Here is a 15,494-nt window from a genome sequence, read left to right as displayed (position 1 = left end):
ACCGACGAGACCGCCCTGCCCACCGAACTCACCGCATAGCCTCAAAACGAGATCACCGAGTGGCCGTCACTACACCACTCCAGCGGACGTGACCCCTGGGGTGCCGCGGTAGGGGCTCTGATCGGCGTTTGCCTCACGGCGACCGCGGCCTTCTTCGGCCCCCTTCGCGTGCAGAAACGCCAACTGGCGGCGGCACGGTCGACGGAGCAGCGGGCTCGGCTGGATGCCAGTCTTCAGGCTGTGTCCGATGTTCGCGTCCCGAGCACAGCCCTGGTCCGCATACTTGGAGAAGGTGACGCATGAGAAGTCACGGGGCCGAATCGTCGCCCTGGAGGAGTTCGATCAAGAGGTGGAAAAGCACCTGGCAGCGACCGACGCAGCTCTGGGCCGCCTCTTGGTCTATGGGCTCGATGAGCTCTACGGTGGGCTCGGACGGATGTTGAAGTACGCCGTGACAACGGTGCGGAATGTGGTCGCCGAGGGAACTCAGGAGGATGCCGAGCGGCTACTACAGTTTTCGATCTTCGAGGGGTGGCGTCATACCCGGTGGCGGATCACGAGCAAGTGGGTGGATGAACTCAACATCTCTACTCTGTCCGCTTTCTTGCCCGGAGAGCCCAATGATCGTCTTCCCGGATTCCGCGAGCGCTATCCCGATGGTCGTTACCCCGGGGCGACGCACCTGTTCCCCGGGGAGTAGCAACACGCCTCGCGTCCCGTTCCCGCCCGCCCGGGGCCCGGCAGGGGCACCTCACCCTCCCGCTGCCCCCGACAGGGGGCAGCCCCAGCCGGCCAGCGGCCGGCCCGCGTCAGAGCGGGTGGTGGGCTGTCGACCCTCACCTGGCCCTGTCCGGCCCGCTTGCCGGGGGCGGCATCGCGCCTGCCTAAACCACCGAGATGCACGGCGTCAGCGGCCGATCACCAAGAATGGTTCCTTGGTGCTGGAACCATGCGGCTGCAGCAGGTGTGAGTGACGACAACGGCTCTTGTCGCTTCTCTCAAAGGGAGAGGTCGCAGATGATCTCACTGCTGGCGGTGACACTCGGAGCGGTCATCGCGCTCGCCGCAACCTTGTTGGCGGAGTGGATAAGGACTCGTCGGGAACGTGCCGCCGTCCTCACCGAGTTACGTCACGACGCCTACCTCGGTTTCGTCTTGGCGGTCGTGCGGGCCAACGACGCCCTGCACGCCATCTCCGTCGGCGACCGGGACGGCAACGCCTGCGTCCCTGAGGCGATGCGGGACTCCGGCCTCTACCCCGCGCGGGAACGATTGCTGGTCACAGGATCCCCGGAGATGGTGCTCGCGAGCGAGGCTGCGTTCCGCACTCTTTTGGATGTCCGCGACGCCGTGGCACAGGGAATGCCTCTGGCCTGGCCCGACTACCGTCCGGCCGCCGACGGGATGGCTAAGGGGGTGTGGGCTCTGCGCCAGGCCGCCCGGCGCGAGTTCGAGGGCAGGCCGCTGGATCTGGAGCAGCTGTCCGCCGTCCAAAGCGCGGGAATCACCGAACGCCTCCTGCCGCTGCCGGATCCCGCGCCGTGACCGGCTCCGGCGGTGCCGGGCCTTCCCCGCAAGCCGGGCCCTCACCGGCCGGTAGCTGGGGGTGAATCGTTCATGACGCCAGGGCTGTTGCGCCGGCTCGGGAGAACGACCCCAGAGCGCGTCCCCGGGCCTCGACGCCTACCTGTGGATTGCGCGGCGCCCGAGGCTCTCGTGGTGCGCTGCTTGCCGCGCGTGCCTGGCCGAGTCCTTCAGCGAGGCTGTCCCGTGGCTCTCACTCTGCCAGTGATTCGAGCACGACGAGTGTGTCTGCCTTGCGCAGGGTGGCGGGGAAGCGGAGGTGGCCGCGTTCTTCGATCTCGCTCAGGTTGACCTGGAAGACGCGGAACTCGTCGAGTTCCAGGGCTTCGAGCTGGTTGAGGTTCTGTGGCCTTGAGTTCACCGTTTTCGGAGAATGCGATGACTTTCCAGTATTCGCGGGGATCTGAACGTCGCGGAAGAAGCGGTCGTCCTCTTGGAAGACCGGACCGCCGAACGCGCTCACTTTGAGGTCGTCGACTTCGACGTCGGCGAAGACGGCGTCTTCGAGCTGTCCCCACAGTCCTCCCTTGCTGCTCTGGTTGAAGTCGTCCATCTGCGGGATGATGTTGGTGTAGAGGACGCGTGACCGGCCCCGACGCGCAGAGCGCTCGGCGCATCTCGTGCACCAACGCTGCTTCCGCCCTCGGCAGGCCCATAACGACCCCCTCTGCGTTGGCGCGCCGGGCCCCGGCACAGCGACAAGCACCTGGCTTTCAGGCTCCTCGAAATAGGCTGATCAGGCCGAGGCGAGCGCGGCGGCAAGCGGCGCGGCGAGCGTTGCGGGCAGCACCTGCTCGGCGCGTACGTACGTGCAGCCGACCCACTCGGCGGCCTCCCGCAGCGCTTTCGCCGCAGCCTGTACGTGTTTGGCGCCGGTCAGCGAGATCTGACGCGCCACCAAGGTCTGCCCCTCGCGCGCCGGATCCACCCTGCCCACCAGACGCCCGCCCGAGAGCAGCGGCATGGCGAAATAGCCGTGCACCCGCCTGTCCTTGGGGACATACGCCTCGAGGCGGTGGGTGAAGTCGAAGACCCGTTCGGTGCGCGCTCGGTCCCACACCAGTGAGTCGAAGGGCGAGAGCAGCGTGGTGCGGTGGCGGCCGCGCTGCTGTTCCGCCAGGGCGGCGGGGTCGGCCCAGGCGGCAGCCGTACGGCCGTCCTTGCCCCAGCCGGCGACCGACACCTCGACCAGCCCGCTGCCGGGCAGCGCCGAGCGGATCTGTTTCACCGTCAGCCGTTGGTAGTCCGCGAGATCCTTCACCGTGGCGACCCCCAACGCCGCCCCCGCCCGGGCGGTAAGCTCACGCAGGCAGGCCGCGTCGTCCATGTCCTGGGCCAGCAGCTCGGCGGGCACCGCCCGTTCGGCCAGGTCGTACACCCGCTTCCAGCCCCGGCGTTCGGTGCAGACGACCACACCGGTGTCCAGCAGCCACTCGATGGCGATCTTCGATTCCGACCAGTCCCACCAGGGGCCGCCGTTCTTCGCGCCGCCCAGCTCGGTGGCCGTCATCGGGCCCTCGCCGCGCAGCCGGGCCAGCACCTCGGCGCAGGAGCGTTCGCTGTCGGCCAACTTGTGCCAACGGTGGCCGCGCTCGACGAACGCCCGGCGCCGAAAGGCGTACAAAGGCCAGGTGTCGATGGGGAGTACACAGGCGGCGTGCGACCAGTACTCGAACGCGCGGGTGTGCTGCCAGTACGCCGCCTCCACCGCGCCGCGGCCGACCGCGCCGAGTCGGGCGTAGGGCACCAGCTCGTGCGAGCGGGCCAGCACGGAGATGGTGTCGAGCTGCACAGCGCCCAGCTGCTGCAGTACTGCCCGGGGATTGCTGCGCCTGCCGTACGGAGATCCGAGCAGGCCCTGGGCGCGCAGGAAGATCCGGCGCGCCTCGTCGGCGGCAAGGGTCAGTTCTGGCATGACCGCAGCCTAGGAGTCAGCACTGACAATCAAGTGAAGTTTCCCCGTGATCTTGGACACGGTTCCGTAACGCCGCGAGGGCTTGGTCTCGTTGGCAGCGCAGACGGGTCTCGTGGTCTTGGAGCGTTCGCCGTTGCGGGAGTTGCCGCCGTTCTTGCCCGACGGATCGTGCCGGTCATAGCCGAGGTGGTCGGTCATCTCGCCCTCGAGAGCGGACTCCAGCAGCCGCCTCGTCAGCTGCTGGAGTAACCCGCCCTCACCGGTCAACTACAGCCCCTCGGCCCGGCTCGGGCCACGAGTTCGTTCAGGAACCGGTCATCCACACTGCCCGACACGGCCTCCGCCTCACTGTCTGTTCTCTATCCGCTCACGTGACCGGCTGGGTTCGAACAGCGTCCTGCATCATATGAGTTGGTCGATGCCGGGGCATGGAAGAGAGGTCTCTTGGCAGCTCGCGGTTGTCGAGTTTAGCGAGAACCAAGAGGCCCCGTTGTCGAAGTGTGCCAGCCTTGTCGACTCCTACCGTGCACACCTACGCAAACGCCGGACCGAGGACCCCGCCGTCCCCGTCAGCCCGCCTCTTCGAAGAGATCAAGGCCCTCGGGTTCACCGCTGTCTGAACCCCCTGCACAAGTACATCAACTAGGGCCGCGCGGACGCCGACCGCAGCCACATTTCCCCGCGCCGGCTCGCCCGAATGATCCTGACCAGGCCCGACAACCTCAAAGCCGGGCAGCACGAGCTCCTGGGCCAAGCTCACTGCAGCCTGTCCCGAGATGACCCGACTGGCTCCCGTCGTCGGGGACTTCGCGGAGCTGTTGACGCCTTGCGCAGGAAATGCAGACAGGCTCTCGCGCTGGATCGTCCAGGTCCGCGCAGCCGATCTGCCTCACCTGCACGCCTTCTCCCGGGGCCTGGATCGAGACCGGGAAGCGGTGATCGCCGCGCTCATGCTTCCATACAGCAACGGCCCTACCGAGGGCGTCAACACGGAGACCAAGCGGATCGCGCGTCAGATGCACGGACGAGCAGGCTTCACTCTTTTTCACCACTGCATCCTCCTCGGACAGCGACACGCTCCGGCACCACCGAAAGTGAGACAGGGTCGTTTCTTTAACAGTTCCCTCCAGCGCGGCGGAGCGGCCGGGTATACCGCGCTGAGGTCGGTTTGTCCTTGGCCAGCCGTGCGCGTTGTTCGACGGCCCTGCAAGGGCGTGCTCAGCGCCCGGTGCGGTAGTGGGCGGCGAGTCCGGTGATGTGTGGGCTGAGCTCGGGGCGCAGGACCAGGTCTTCGTCGTAGTCACCGCCGTTTTGGTGACGGAAGGGCAGCGGCTCGGTGTGCGGGAGGTCCTTCAGGCGCTCGCGCAAGGCGTTCGCGTGGAAGGTGTAAGCGGCCGCGTCCATGCGGTCGGCCCCGTGCACCAGCAGCGGTGGGAGGACGTCGATGCCCGCATACCACAGAGTGCCGTGCTGAAGAGGGAAAAGCAGGTCGTAGAGTTCACCGTTGATGCCGCGCGGTCCCAGGCTTGCCTCGCGGGCGCCAGCGCTGACGATGACCATGGCCCGCTTGTCGGCAAGCGCGCCTTCGCCGTAGCGCAGCTGGCGGCCCTGGGCGTCGTGGATGCCGAAGGCGAAACCGCCGACGAAGACGCGGTCGAACCAGCCCTTGAGGATAGCGGGCATCCCGTACCACCACAGGGGGAACTGCACGATCAGAGTGTCGGCCCACGACAGTTTCTCGTGCTCGGCGGTGATGTCGGGAGCCAGGGCGCCTTGGCGGACGGCCTCCTGTGCCGCGTGGCCGACGATCAGCCGCTCGCCATCCGCGTGGGAGAAATCGCTGGCCGTCACGACCGGGTTGAAATTCATCGCGTACAGGTTGCTGGTGCGGATCTCGTGTCCCTGTTCCTCGAGAGACCGGACGCCTTCGCGATGCAGGGAGCCGTTGAGGGAGCGGGGTTCGGGATGAGCGGTGAGCCACAGGACTTTCACCGTAGGGTCCTTTCTACCAGGTTCATGATCGTTCGCGTGCACTCGAACCGTTGTGGAACAATCGACGCCCGAAGTGGACGGTGGTGGTTCCGGGCCGGGAAGAGGGGAGCCGTACGCCAGTGGGGGCCTGACGGATCGATAGAGGCCAGGGCGGTGGCATATCGCGCTGTTGGTGGTGAACTGTCAGGATCTCTTCCTGGAGCCGCCGGGTTCGGCAGTGAGAGCCGGTTCTTCGGCTTGCCCCAGCCTCGAAGGAACCTCACTGGACGGAAACAGAGTCCCCGTCAGTGGTATGACGGGGACTCATGGTCGGTCGAGGGTGGCTGTTCGACCTACTTAGATTCCACTACTTCATCCGTCAGTAGCGGATAGACACCGTTCTCGTCGTGATCTTCACGTCCGGTCAGCGCCGGCGTGAAGATGCACAGGAAAGTGCTGTCCACGATGGGCTTGATCGTGTGGTTGTCGGCATCATCCAGAATGTGAAGGGTTCCCGGTTCAATTATGTGCTCTTCATTCTCGTCCCGGTCGACCAGGATCATCTTTCCGGAGATGCAGAACACTGCTTCTATGTGGTTCGCGTAGCAGATATCAGTTTCCGTGCCGGCATACACGACCGTCTCGGACACGGAGTATCCGAATCCGTCTGATGCGAGCAGGATGCGCTTGCTCCGCCACGCGCCACTTGCGGCCGTGACGTCACGGTCTGTACCTTCGATCTCCGAAAGCCTACGAACCTGCATGACAGTCCTCCTGATCATCCTTCATGTACGACTTAAGCTGGATCTGTTCTAGTGCGCTTCAGCGATTTCAAAAGCTCGATGTAGAGGCTATTGAACTGGGCGCCTTCGTCCATGTAAGCGGCTCCGACTATTGCACCCTCCCGCAGGTACTTGACGAGCACTCCCTGGTCCAGTCGTTCCAGGTCTCCACGGAGAATCTCCATAGAGTCGGATACCTTCGGGTCACCTGCAATCTGGATACGCAGTCCGAAGACTTCAGTAGCCATGCTGGGGAAGTACTTAATCTGGGAGATTTTCGACTCATATCCCAGAGATGACGCCAAAGACTTACCCGCGAGATCGCCGGTGTCAATCGCATTCTTCCAGAATTCCATGCGCGTAAGGTTTTCTGCCGTCCACGGGTTGGGGTAACGAGCAATATCCCCGGCCGCAAACACATCCTCACACTCTGACACGCGCATGTATTCATCAACGCGTACCCCGTCAGACAGATCCAGTCCGTTTCCATGCAACCATTCCACGTTGGGAACACTGCCGATCGCTTCGATGAAGAGCGATCGATCTGACGACGGTTCCAGATGTGACGCTTCCGGCCCGCTCACATCTCCCGCGGTCCTGCTAGCACCGTCGCAAAGCATTTTCCTTGCAGCATCGCCTGTCACGAACGTAACACCATTCTGAGTGACCCAGCGCCCGAGTGCGAGTGCGATGTCTTTGCCCAGAATGCTCTCGAAGGGTCCGTGTCGCAGTGCTTCCAGCATGACAACTTCGCAACCGTACTCCTTAGCCAGCGAAGTCAGCTCACAAGCAACGAACCCAGCGCCTACGATCGTGACCTTCTTGCTCGTCTGGAGTTCCTGGTGAATAGATTGTGCGTCGTCTAGGCCGCGCAGCGTCCTGTGTGCATGGAAGTCACACTCCCTGTCGCCCTCGGCTGAGGTGCGCGGGCGGACACCTGAGGCGATCACAAGGCGGTCGTATGCGAATGTTTCGCCGGTACTCAGTTGCAGAACCTTGTTACGCAAGTCCGCGGTTTCGACGCGAGTGTCGAGGTGCCAGGTCAGAGCGCTGTTTTCGACTCCATTGACCTTGAGGTCCTCGGTGATAGCCGTTTCGAGGCCGTCCGACAGCGGATACCGCTTCTTCGTGAGTCCTGGCCGGTTGTAGGTGCGGTGAGCCTCGTCCCCGAAGATGACGATCCTGGCGTCAACCTTGCACTTGAGTAGTGCGTTGGCCGCTCGCAAGCCGGCTATGCCAGAACCGACTATGCCGATGAGCGGCTCTGCGCTGGTCATGCGGCATCACGGCTCAGGACGATCGCCTGCAGGGGGCAAGAGTCGATGGCGTCCTCGATTTCTTCGATGTTTTCCTCATCGAACGACTCCTCGTACTGGAGCTCCCCATTGGTGTCGAGCTCGAAGTGGTCCGGAGCCGAAATTGCGCAGAGCCCGTGGTTCTGGCACTTTGCTTGATCAACGAAGATCTTCACGAGTTCCTCCAAGTGTTAACCTGATTCAGGAGCGCGGGGTGAACGTGATCGGTAGTTTGTTCGCACCTGTATTTCCGGAATCAGGCAGCCACTCAGCGTCTTCTCCCACGCGCAGGTCGGTCATTCGCGTAGCCAGTGTTGAGAGAGCCACACCTATGTCCGCCCTGGCGACGAAATGCCCCAGGCAATGGTGCAGGCCGCCACCGAACGCAAAGTGAGGCGAGCGATCAGCATCGAGGTCTATACGGCCAGGGTTGTCGAATGCGGCGGGATCAGTGGCCGATGTCATCGTAAACAGGTGGACAGTTGTCCCCTGCTCAATCATGCGCTCCTTGTGCTGGAACGTCTCGGCCGCCTCTCGCGAAATCCACCGACCGATCGGATTGACGCGAAGCGCCTCTTCGACTGCCTTGGCCGAGTAGCGATCAGGATCTGCGGCCAGCTTCTCCCACTGGTCCGGCTGCTTCGAAAACGCTTCGACAGCCAGAGCCAGTTGATTTCGGGTCGTGTCTATTCCTGCGAATATGAGCAGGATGATGAGATTGATCAGCTCCTGATCCGAGAGCTTGCCGGCATCCTCGTCCCTCGTTTCCACCAGAGTGCTCAGGATGTCGTTCTGAGGTGATTCCCTCCTGCTTCGAACCAGGGACTCTGCGTATTGAGTGAGTTCGACGATGGCTTTGTCGATCTGTGCGATGTTCTCTTGGATGGTGATACCGAGGCCGAGCCCGATCGTGGCTGCGAGCTCATGGACCTGCTTCCAGTCGCGCTCATCGATGCCCAGCATCATGCACAGGATCCTGGTCGCATACGGTGCCGCAAAGCGACTGGCAAATTCAGTTCGCCCGTCATCGATCCATTCGTCTACCAGGCTGTCCGCCAGGAACTGGAACCGGGAATGCAAGGGCTCGATCCGGCGCGGCGAGAACGCGGGATTTACCAGGCGTCGGATCCTGTTGTGTTCGTCGCCCTCCAGTACCAGCAGGGTCTTCTGCCACCAACGGTCGAAGTGCCCATCGACGACTCCGTGCTGCGAAGGCCACTTGGCTGACCCCTGTGTCAGACGAGGGTTCTTCAGGAGGAAACTGCTGTCCTCGTAAGACAGGACGGCAATGCCCCAGTCAGTTCGTGCGTACCAGTGTGTAGCTCGCGCCTTCCGTACTTCTTCTGAGTCCATGCGAAAGTGTTCGTCACTGATGTCGAGATGCAAGGTTGTGGGCTGCTGGGCCATAGCAGACGACTCCCAATCGTCGAATTTTGTGCTGCTCGGTTCTCTGGCGCTTATCGCCGCCTGCCCTCTCGAACCGGAGGCCGGGATCAACCTGTACTGCGGCGCCAGGCGGAGCGCATCAGGGTGGCTGCGGCTCAATTACGCCGCTGGGCGAGACGGCCGGTCGGGGAGCGGCTCGTGTCAGCGGCCTGCGCGACCACGATGAGTGCATGCAGGTGTGGCACGCGGGTTTTGCCAGGGCGGGCGGACCAGGTCAGTCGGCGGTCAGGGGGCCGATACGGTAGAGGACCTCGTCGTGGTGACTGTCGGTGAAGAGGCTGCTGGGGAACAGCACGCGGGTCTCGATGGGGGCCGAGTGCTTCTTGGCGAACTGCTTCAGCACCATGATGATCGCCTTGTTCTCGGCGGAGACTGTGGCCTCGACGTACCGGGCACCGTTGGCCACCTGCTGGTCGGCAGCGGCCTGGAAGAGCTTGACCCCGAGGAAGGGGATGCCGTGGCGCGGGCTGACGGCGGTCTGCCAGACGAAGTAGGTCTCGGGCTCCTCAGGGCGGCGGTAGCCGGTGAGGAAACCGACGAGTTCGTCATGCACGGTCGCAACCAGCGAACCGTCAGCGAAATCCCGGAACCACAGCGAGTAGTAGTAGAGGCTGTTGGAGTCCAAGCCGGGGGTGTCCTCGACCATCTTCCACACGGCGGGGCCGTCCTGGGGCACCGGTGCTCGGAAGACCGCCTGCTTGTTCGCGACGGTGCTCCGCTCTGCGGCGACTGCGGAGGTCGTGGTGATCGTCATGATGGAGTGGGCCCTTTCTCTCTCGGGGGTACCGGGCGCGGTCATGCCGTTTCGTAGACAGCGCGTTGCGCGATGCGCAGTCCTTGGTCGAGTTCGTCGGTGGCGATGGTCAGTGGGGGCAGCAGCTTGAGGACCTCGCCATGGGCTCCGGAGGTTTCGATGAGGAGTCCGAGTTCGAAGGCGCGGCGTGCGGCGCGGCCGGCGTGTCGAGGATCGGAGAGCTCCAGGCCCCAGACCATCCCGCGGCCCCGGTAGGCGGATCCGCTGTGGTGCGTGGCAGTGTCGCGGAGCGCGGCTTCGATGGTCTGGGCATGGGCCAGGGTCCGCTGCTCCATCTTGTCGTCGGTCCAGTAGGCGTTGAGGGCGGCGGCGGCGGTGACGAAGGCGGGGTTGTTGCCACGGAATGTGCCGTTGTGTTCGCCCGGCTCCCAGACGTCCAGTTCCGGTCGGAACAGGCATAGGGACATGGGGAGTCCGTAGCCGCTGATGGACTTGGAGACGGTGACGATGTCCGGGGTGATGCTGGCCTCTTCGAAGGAGAAGAACGCTCCCGTGCGGCCGCAGCCCATCTGGATGTCGTCGACGATCAGCAGCATGTCGTGCTGCTGGCAGAGCTGGGCGAGGGCGCGTAGCCACTGCGGGCGGGCCACGTTGATGCCGCCCTCGCCCTGGATCGTCTCCACGATCACTGCGGCCGGCTGGTCCAGCCCGGATCCCCGGTCCTTGAGCAGCTGCTCGAACCAGAGGAAGTCGGGTGTCTTGCCGTCCATGTAGCGGTCGAAGGGCATGCGGGTGGTGTGCACGAGCGGGACGCCGGCGCCGGCTCGTTTGAAGGCGTTGCCGGTCACGGCCAGGGAGCCCAGCGACATGCCGTGGAAGGCGTTGGTGAAGGAGACGACCGTCTCGCGTCCCTTGACCTTGCGCGCCAGCTTGAGGGCGGCTTCGACAGCGTTGGTGCCGGTCGGGCCCGGGAACATGACCTTGTAGGGCAGGTCCCGCGGGCGCAGAATCGTGTTCTGGAAGTACTCGAGGAACGTGCGCTTGGCCGTGGTCGACATGTCCAGGCCGTGGATGACGCCGTCGTGCTCCAGGTAGTCGAGCAGGGCGCGCTTGAGTACGGGGTTGTTGTGGCCGTAGTTGAGGGATCCGGCGCCGGCGAAGAAGTCCAGGTACTCGTGCCCGTCCTCGTCGTGCATCCGGCTGCCCTGCGCGCGGTCGAACACGGTGGGCCAGCTGCGGCAGTAGCTGCGTACCTCCGACTCCAGGGTGGTGAAGACGCTCAGGTCGGGCTGGGTGAGTGTCATGCCGCTACCTGCTCACGCTGTGTGGCGAGTACGAAGTCGGTGAAGGTATCCACGGAGATGAAGTCGTCCGCGTCCAGCTCCTCGGGGTCGACGACCAGGCCGATGGAGTCCTCCAGGGACATGAGCATCTCGAGCATGGTGGTGGAGTCGAGGTGCAGGTCGTCGAAGAGCTTCACATCTCCGGTGAGGCCGGTGACGGGGCGCTCCAGGACGTCGGTGAGGGCGTTCTCGAGGGCGGTGACAACGTTCTTGCGGTCCATGGTCATGTCCTTACATCTGGTGCGGAGTTGCTGTGGTCGGGTGTCAGGGAAGGTCAGTGGGCGAGGCGGGCCTGCAGAGCCTCGGTGATGACCGAGGTGGCTGAGGTCTGCTCGATCAGGGCGGCCAGCTTCTTACGGTCAACCTTGCCGTTGCCATTGGTGGGCAGGGCGTCGAGGCGGATGCAGCGGCGCGGGATCTTGAAGGGCTCGATATGGTCGCGCATGCCCTCGCGTACCTCATCCGCGGTGATGTCGGCGACCACTGCGAGGAGTGCGGTCCGCTTGCCCTCAGGTGGCAGTACGGCTGCGGAGGTCACTCCGTCGACGCGGGTCGCGGCGGCTTCGACCTCGGTGGTGCTAAGGCGGAATCCGCGCTCCTTGTAGAGGTCGTCCCGGCGGCCGGAGAAGTAGAGGTAGCCCTCCTTGTCCTGCCAGCCGTAGTCGCCAGTGCGCAGCGCGGGGAACAGTCCCTCGGTGCGAGGGAAGCGCTCGGCGGTCAGCTCGGGGCGTCGCCAGTAGCCGGCCATGACGTTGGGGCCTCGTACGACGAGCTGGCCGATCTCTCCGGAGGGCAGCCGGTTGCCGTCGTCGTCGATGATGAAGACCTCGGTGCCCGGCAGCGGCAGTCCACAGGATCCCGGATGGTCGAGGTCTCCGTCGGGCGGCATGATCGCCGTGCGCTTGCATTCGGTGAGTCCGTACATGACCTGGATGCGCAGGTTGGGGAGCGCAGCACGCAGCGCGGTCATGGTGGGCTGAGAGAGGGCCGCTCCGGTGTTCGTGAGCAGCCGCAGCCGGCTGGGTCCTCCGCTGCTGCGGCTGAGGAGCCAGGCGAGCCGGTCCGAGATGGAGGGCATGGCGGGCAGCACGGTGGCCTCGGCGTCTTCCAGGCTGCGCAGCAGCGGGGGGCCGGCCTCGGTGACCGTGCCCAGGTGGAGTCGGGCGCCGCTGAGGGCGGCGAGGTAGACCTGGTAGAGGCCGTAGTCGAAGGAGAGCGGCAGGGGGCAGTAGACGACGTCGTCGCTGCGGTATTCCAGGCATTCCTGGATCGCGGAGGCGGCGAAGATCACCTGCTGGTGGGTGCTGACCACGGCCTTGGGCAGTGAAGTGGTGCCCGAGGTGTAGATCAGGCTGACGGGGTCCACGCTGAGGGCGCCCTGGCCGGTGGGGGTGAGTGACCCGTCGGTGTCGGCATCGAGTGCGGTCTGCAGGAGTTCGTCGAGCCTGAGGAAGGGCACGTCGTGCTCGGCGGCGGTCTGTCCCGCGTCGAGGTCGTCGGAGACCAGCAACTTAGGTTCGCAGTCGCGCAGCACGTGTTCCAGTGGCCCGCCGCGTACCTGTTCGTGCAACACGCTGAAGACGGCGCCCAGGCGGGAGGCCGCGTAGACCAGCATGGTGATGCCGATCCCGTCGGCTGCGGTGACAATGATCCGGTCGCCGCGCCGCAGTCCTTCGCGCTGCAGGAGTGCGGCCATTGCGGTACTGGCAGTCGCGAGTTCTCGGTAGGTCAGGCTGTAGTTCCGCGAACTCAGTGCGGCCGATTCAGGGCTGCGGTCAGCGGCCTCCTCCAGGAGTTCGTGCAGCAGATGCGCTGTGCGGGGCATCAGGCCTCCTCGGCAATGAGGGTGCGGGCGGTCGCCGTGTCAGTCCTGCGGTGTGGGACGACAGTGGTGGCGGTGGCGGCGCACACGAGCTGGGGCTCCTCGAGGACTGCGCCGGCGCTCTCGCCTGCTCCTGGGCGGGCGCTGAGGACTTTGTGTGCCTCGAGCTCGACCACTCGGCGCAACCGGGTCTGGCGTACCAGCCGTCCGCGCGCCTCGATGTAATCGCCCGGCTTCACGGGTGCGGTGAAGCGGACGTCGCTGTACTGGGCCAGCAGGCCCTCGTCGCCGTCCGTGCGGACGGTGATCTCGGTGACGAGATCGCCGAACAGTCGCAGGATGCGGGCGCCGTCGACGAGGTCTCCCCCGTAGTGGGCCTCTTCCTGGCCGATGCGTACGCGGAGGAAGGCCGTGGTCTCCGGGTCTTGTTCACCGGGGGTACTGGGCTGGATGGTGGCGGTCGTGTTGGTGTTCGGCGGCGACACGGCGTCAGGCTCCTTTGCTTCTGTAGGTTCTGTTCGTCCGTTTTCGGCTGTCGCATCGGCGGCCGAGGGGAGGCTGATGGCAACGGCGGCTACGACGTTCTGTTTGTGAGTGATGGAGACCGAGACGGAGGCCGGTGTCAATTGCGCGGCTCGCCCTCGGAGGTGGACGACGGGGGCACCATGCGAGGTGTGCTCGACGCATATATCTCGCGGCGTCACTCCCTGGACAAAGCCAATTCCAAGGACCTTGAGGAGGGCCTCTTTGGCGGCGAATCGTCCCGCCAGGAACTCCAGGCGCCGATCTGCGCTGAGGGTCTTGGCATGAGCGAGTTCCTCGGGGGCGAATCCGAACCGTAAAAACCAGGGTCGCTCGACCAGGCGGCGGAGTTCTGAGCGGTCGAGGACATCCAGTCCGATCCGGACGGCCTGACTTGCTGCGACGTTCATTCGGATGCTGTGCGGAAATCGACGAGGTGCTGCTTGGCCAGCAGGTCCTCTGTGGTGTCGCGTTCCCGGATCAGATGGGCGCGCCCGTCATGCACCATCACCTCGGCCGGGAAGCCGTGGCTGAGGAAGAGCCCGGGCGAGGCAGTAGGCCCGTAGGCCCCGGACCGCTCCACTGCCAGCAGGTCCCCCGGCCGCACTTCCGGCAGCTGGACCTTCTTGGCGACCACGTCGTTGGGCGTGCACAGCGGCCCAGTCACGCTGTAGGCGCGCAGCGCTCCTGCAGCCCGGTTCTCCAGGTGGCGGATCGGGAAGTTGCGCTTGACGAAGCTGCCGACGCCGACGGCTGCCATGTGGTGGTTCGTGCCGCCATCAGCGACCACGAAGCTCTCTCCCATGGAGTCCTTCACGTAGCGGGCCCGGACGACGTATGTGCCGGCCGTGGCGGTGAGAAACCGGCCAAGCTCCATGATCATCCGACAGTGCGGGTTGCGCGCGGAGAAGGGGATGAGAACGTCCGCCAGTCCGGTTCCCAGCGCGTCGAGGTCCAGGTCCTCTTCGTTGTCGAAGTAGGCAACACCGAGCCCGCCGCCGAAGTCCACGGTTCCCAGAGGGAAGCCGAGTTGCCCGGCCAGGTCTTCCGCGGTGGCGAGGATCTGTCGGGTGTTGTGGATGACGTCCTCGTGGTTGAGGAAGCGTGTCCCCATGTAGGCGTGCACCCCCTTCACCCGGATGTTGTGCAGGGCTGCGAGTCGGTGCTTGGAGTCACGCAGTTCGGCTTCGTCGATGCCGAACTGCCGGGGCTTGCCCCCCATCGCCAGCCCGGACCCCTTGCTGCCGAAGGCAGGGTTCACCCTGAGGAGCACCGGGAACTCGTCACGGCTGGCCGTTGCCAGCAGTGAGTCGAGCAGGTCGAGTTCGTCCAGTGATTCGCAGACAATCGCGTGGATTCCGGCTTCGATGCACGCGGTGAGCTCTCGTTCGTCCTTGCCAGGGCCGAGGAAGATGATGTCCTTGGGGTGGACGCCGGCTCGCAGGGCGGTGACCAGTTCGGCGTAGGAGGAGACCTCGGCGCCGGTACCGAAGGAGTTCAGCAGTGCACAGACGCTGACGTTCGGATTGGCTTTGAGTGAGTAGAAAATATCGGCAGTGTCGGGGAGTACGTCGCGCAGCTTGCGGTACGTGTTTGCGAGGACGTCCGCGTCGTAGACGAATAGCGGAGTGTCGAACTTCTCGGCGAGCGCTGACATCGTATTTCCCTGGATGTGCATCTTCGAGGTAGTCATACAATCACTGCCATCCGCCGTCATCATCGGACGAGAGGAATAAGATTCCCCTCTTTACCGGTGAGTTGTCTGAGGTAGATATGCGCTCTTTCATAGCTCGCCTCTCTCGCTGGTTTGCTGTCCGGTGATAACGATTCTGCGAGCTTCCGAGCGGCTAGAGAAGAGGCGACGGGTGGCCTAAATCGGTCCTGACCTGTTCAGGACGGTAGTCGGATTCGGTATCCGGCCATTGAGTCGCGGCGATCGCGACATTCCCCGTGCTGGACCGTTTAAGACCGTGTCCTATGTGGTGAGGCGGACGAGTCGCTTGTAGCAGCACAGGGCGGCGGCGAGGCCGAGAAAGGCCAGGTAGTTGCGAGGATTGCGC

General features: G+C 64.6%; 15 protein-coding genes and 3 pseudogenes. 3 read left to right on the top strand and 15 right to left on the bottom strand.

All coding sequences use genetic code 11. The features are described from left to right. Positions 1–292: 292 nt before the first annotated feature. Entirely contained in the window at positions 293–700 is a 408-nt protein-coding gene (locus tag ACWD0A_RS34005) for a hypothetical protein (RefSeq protein WP_451304475.1), read from the top strand. A gap of 317 nt (positions 701–1,017) precedes the next feature. Further along, positions 1,018–1,545 (top strand): hypothetical protein, encoded by a 528-nt coding sequence (locus ACWD0A_RS34000; protein WP_451304473.1) that lies wholly within the window; start codon positions 1,018–1,020, stop codon positions 1,543–1,545. A gap of 232 nt (positions 1,546–1,777) precedes the next feature. On the opposite strand, the gene ACWD0A_RS33995 is transcribed toward ACWD0A_RS34000, so the two are convergent. From ACWD0A_RS33995 to ACWD0A_RS33985, 3 genes and pseudogenes are all read right to left on the bottom strand, one after another. After that, positions 1,778–2,278 carry a DNA/RNA non-specific endonuclease gene (locus ACWD0A_RS33995; RefSeq protein ID WP_451304479.1) on the bottom strand — a complete coding sequence of 167 codons (501 nt, stop codon included), beginning with the start codon at positions 2,276–2,278 and terminating at the stop codon, positions 1,778–1,780. Between the two features lie 42 nt (positions 2,279–2,320). Continuing rightward, entirely contained in the window at positions 2,321–3,499 is a 1,179-nt protein-coding gene (locus ACWD0A_RS33990; protein WP_451304471.1) for a winged helix-turn-helix domain-containing protein, read from the bottom strand. 114 nt (positions 3,500–3,613) lie between these two features. Continuing rightward, a pseudogene (locus ACWD0A_RS33985) lies at positions 3,614–3,822 on the bottom strand (transposase); the annotation flags it as partial. A 179-nt stretch (positions 3,823–4,001) separates the two neighbouring features. On the opposite strand from ACWD0A_RS33985, the pseudogene ACWD0A_RS33980 reads away from it, so the two are divergent. Beyond that, positions 4,002–4,566 (top strand): annotated as a pseudogene (locus ACWD0A_RS33980) (ISL3 family transposase); the annotation flags it as partial. Positions 4,567–4,717: 151 nt separating this feature from the next. On the opposite strand, the gene ACWD0A_RS33975 reads toward ACWD0A_RS33980, so the two are convergent. The 12 genes and pseudogenes from ACWD0A_RS33975 to ACWD0A_RS33920 form a co-directional block, all read right to left on the bottom strand. After that, a complete protein-coding gene (locus tag ACWD0A_RS33975; RefSeq protein WP_451304469.1) occupies positions 4,718–5,491 on the bottom strand; it encodes an NAD(P)H-dependent oxidoreductase in 774 nt (257 codons plus the stop codon). Between the two features lie 332 nt (positions 5,492–5,823). Beyond that, a complete protein-coding gene (locus ACWD0A_RS33970; RefSeq protein WP_451304467.1) occupies positions 5,824–6,234 on the bottom strand; it encodes an ectoine synthase in 411 nt (136 codons plus the stop codon). A 32-nt stretch (positions 6,235–6,266) separates the two neighbouring features. Beyond that, positions 6,267–7,529 carry an NAD(P)/FAD-dependent oxidoreductase gene (locus tag ACWD0A_RS33965; protein ID WP_451304465.1) on the bottom strand — a complete coding sequence of 421 codons (1,263 nt, stop codon included), beginning with the start codon at positions 7,527–7,529 and terminating at the stop codon, positions 6,267–6,269. After that, a complete protein-coding gene (locus ACWD0A_RS33960; protein ID WP_451304463.1) occupies positions 7,526–7,723 on the bottom strand; it encodes a ferredoxin in 198 nt (65 codons plus the stop codon). Before ACWD0A_RS33960 ends, ACWD0A_RS33965 begins: the two co-directional genes overlap by 4 nt. 25 nt (positions 7,724–7,748) lie before the next feature. Then, positions 7,749–8,954, bottom strand: coding sequence for a cytochrome P450 (locus tag ACWD0A_RS33955; RefSeq protein ID WP_451304461.1), 1,206 nt, complete (start codon positions 8,952–8,954; stop codon positions 7,749–7,751). 253 nt (positions 8,955–9,207) lie between these two features. After that, a complete protein-coding gene (gene ectA, locus ACWD0A_RS33950; protein WP_451304459.1) occupies positions 9,208–9,747 on the bottom strand; it encodes a diaminobutyrate acetyltransferase in 540 nt (179 codons plus the stop codon). Between the two features lie 41 nt (positions 9,748–9,788). Then, entirely contained in the window at positions 9,789–11,051 is a 1,263-nt protein-coding gene (gene ectB / locus ACWD0A_RS33945; protein WP_451304457.1) for a diaminobutyrate--2-oxoglutarate transaminase, read from the bottom strand. Next, entirely contained in the window at positions 11,048–11,311 is a 264-nt protein-coding gene (locus ACWD0A_RS33940) for a phosphopantetheine-binding protein (protein WP_451304455.1), read from the bottom strand. Before ACWD0A_RS33940 ends, ectB begins: the two co-directional genes overlap by 4 nt. Before the next feature lie 53 nt (positions 11,312–11,364). Then, entirely contained in the window at positions 11,365–12,915 is a 1,551-nt protein-coding gene (locus tag ACWD0A_RS33935; RefSeq protein ID WP_451304453.1) for a class I adenylate-forming enzyme family protein, read from the bottom strand. After that, a complete protein-coding gene (locus ACWD0A_RS33930) occupies positions 12,915–13,397 on the bottom strand; it encodes a 3-aminobutyryl-CoA ammonia lyase (protein ID WP_451304477.1) in 483 nt (160 codons plus the stop codon). The genes ACWD0A_RS33935 and ACWD0A_RS33930 overlap by 1 nt, the downstream gene beginning before the upstream one ends. A gap of 135 nt (positions 13,398–13,532) precedes the next feature. Further along, positions 13,533–13,844, bottom strand: a pseudogene (locus ACWD0A_RS33925) (holo-ACP synthase); the annotation flags it as partial. Further along, on the bottom strand, positions 13,841–15,091 hold the full coding sequence (locus tag ACWD0A_RS33920) for a diaminopimelate decarboxylase (protein ID WP_451304451.1): 1,251 nt from the start codon (positions 15,089–15,091) through the stop codon (positions 13,841–13,843). The gene ACWD0A_RS33920 and the pseudogene ACWD0A_RS33925, both read right to left, overlap by 4 nt. Between the last annotated feature and the right edge of the window lie 403 nt (positions 15,092–15,494).

Source organism: Streptomyces sp. NPDC002867 (genome assembly GCF_053591895.1).
The sequence above is the reverse complement of the archived record's forward strand: the minus strand, read 5'-3'. Positions and strand labels throughout refer to the sequence as shown.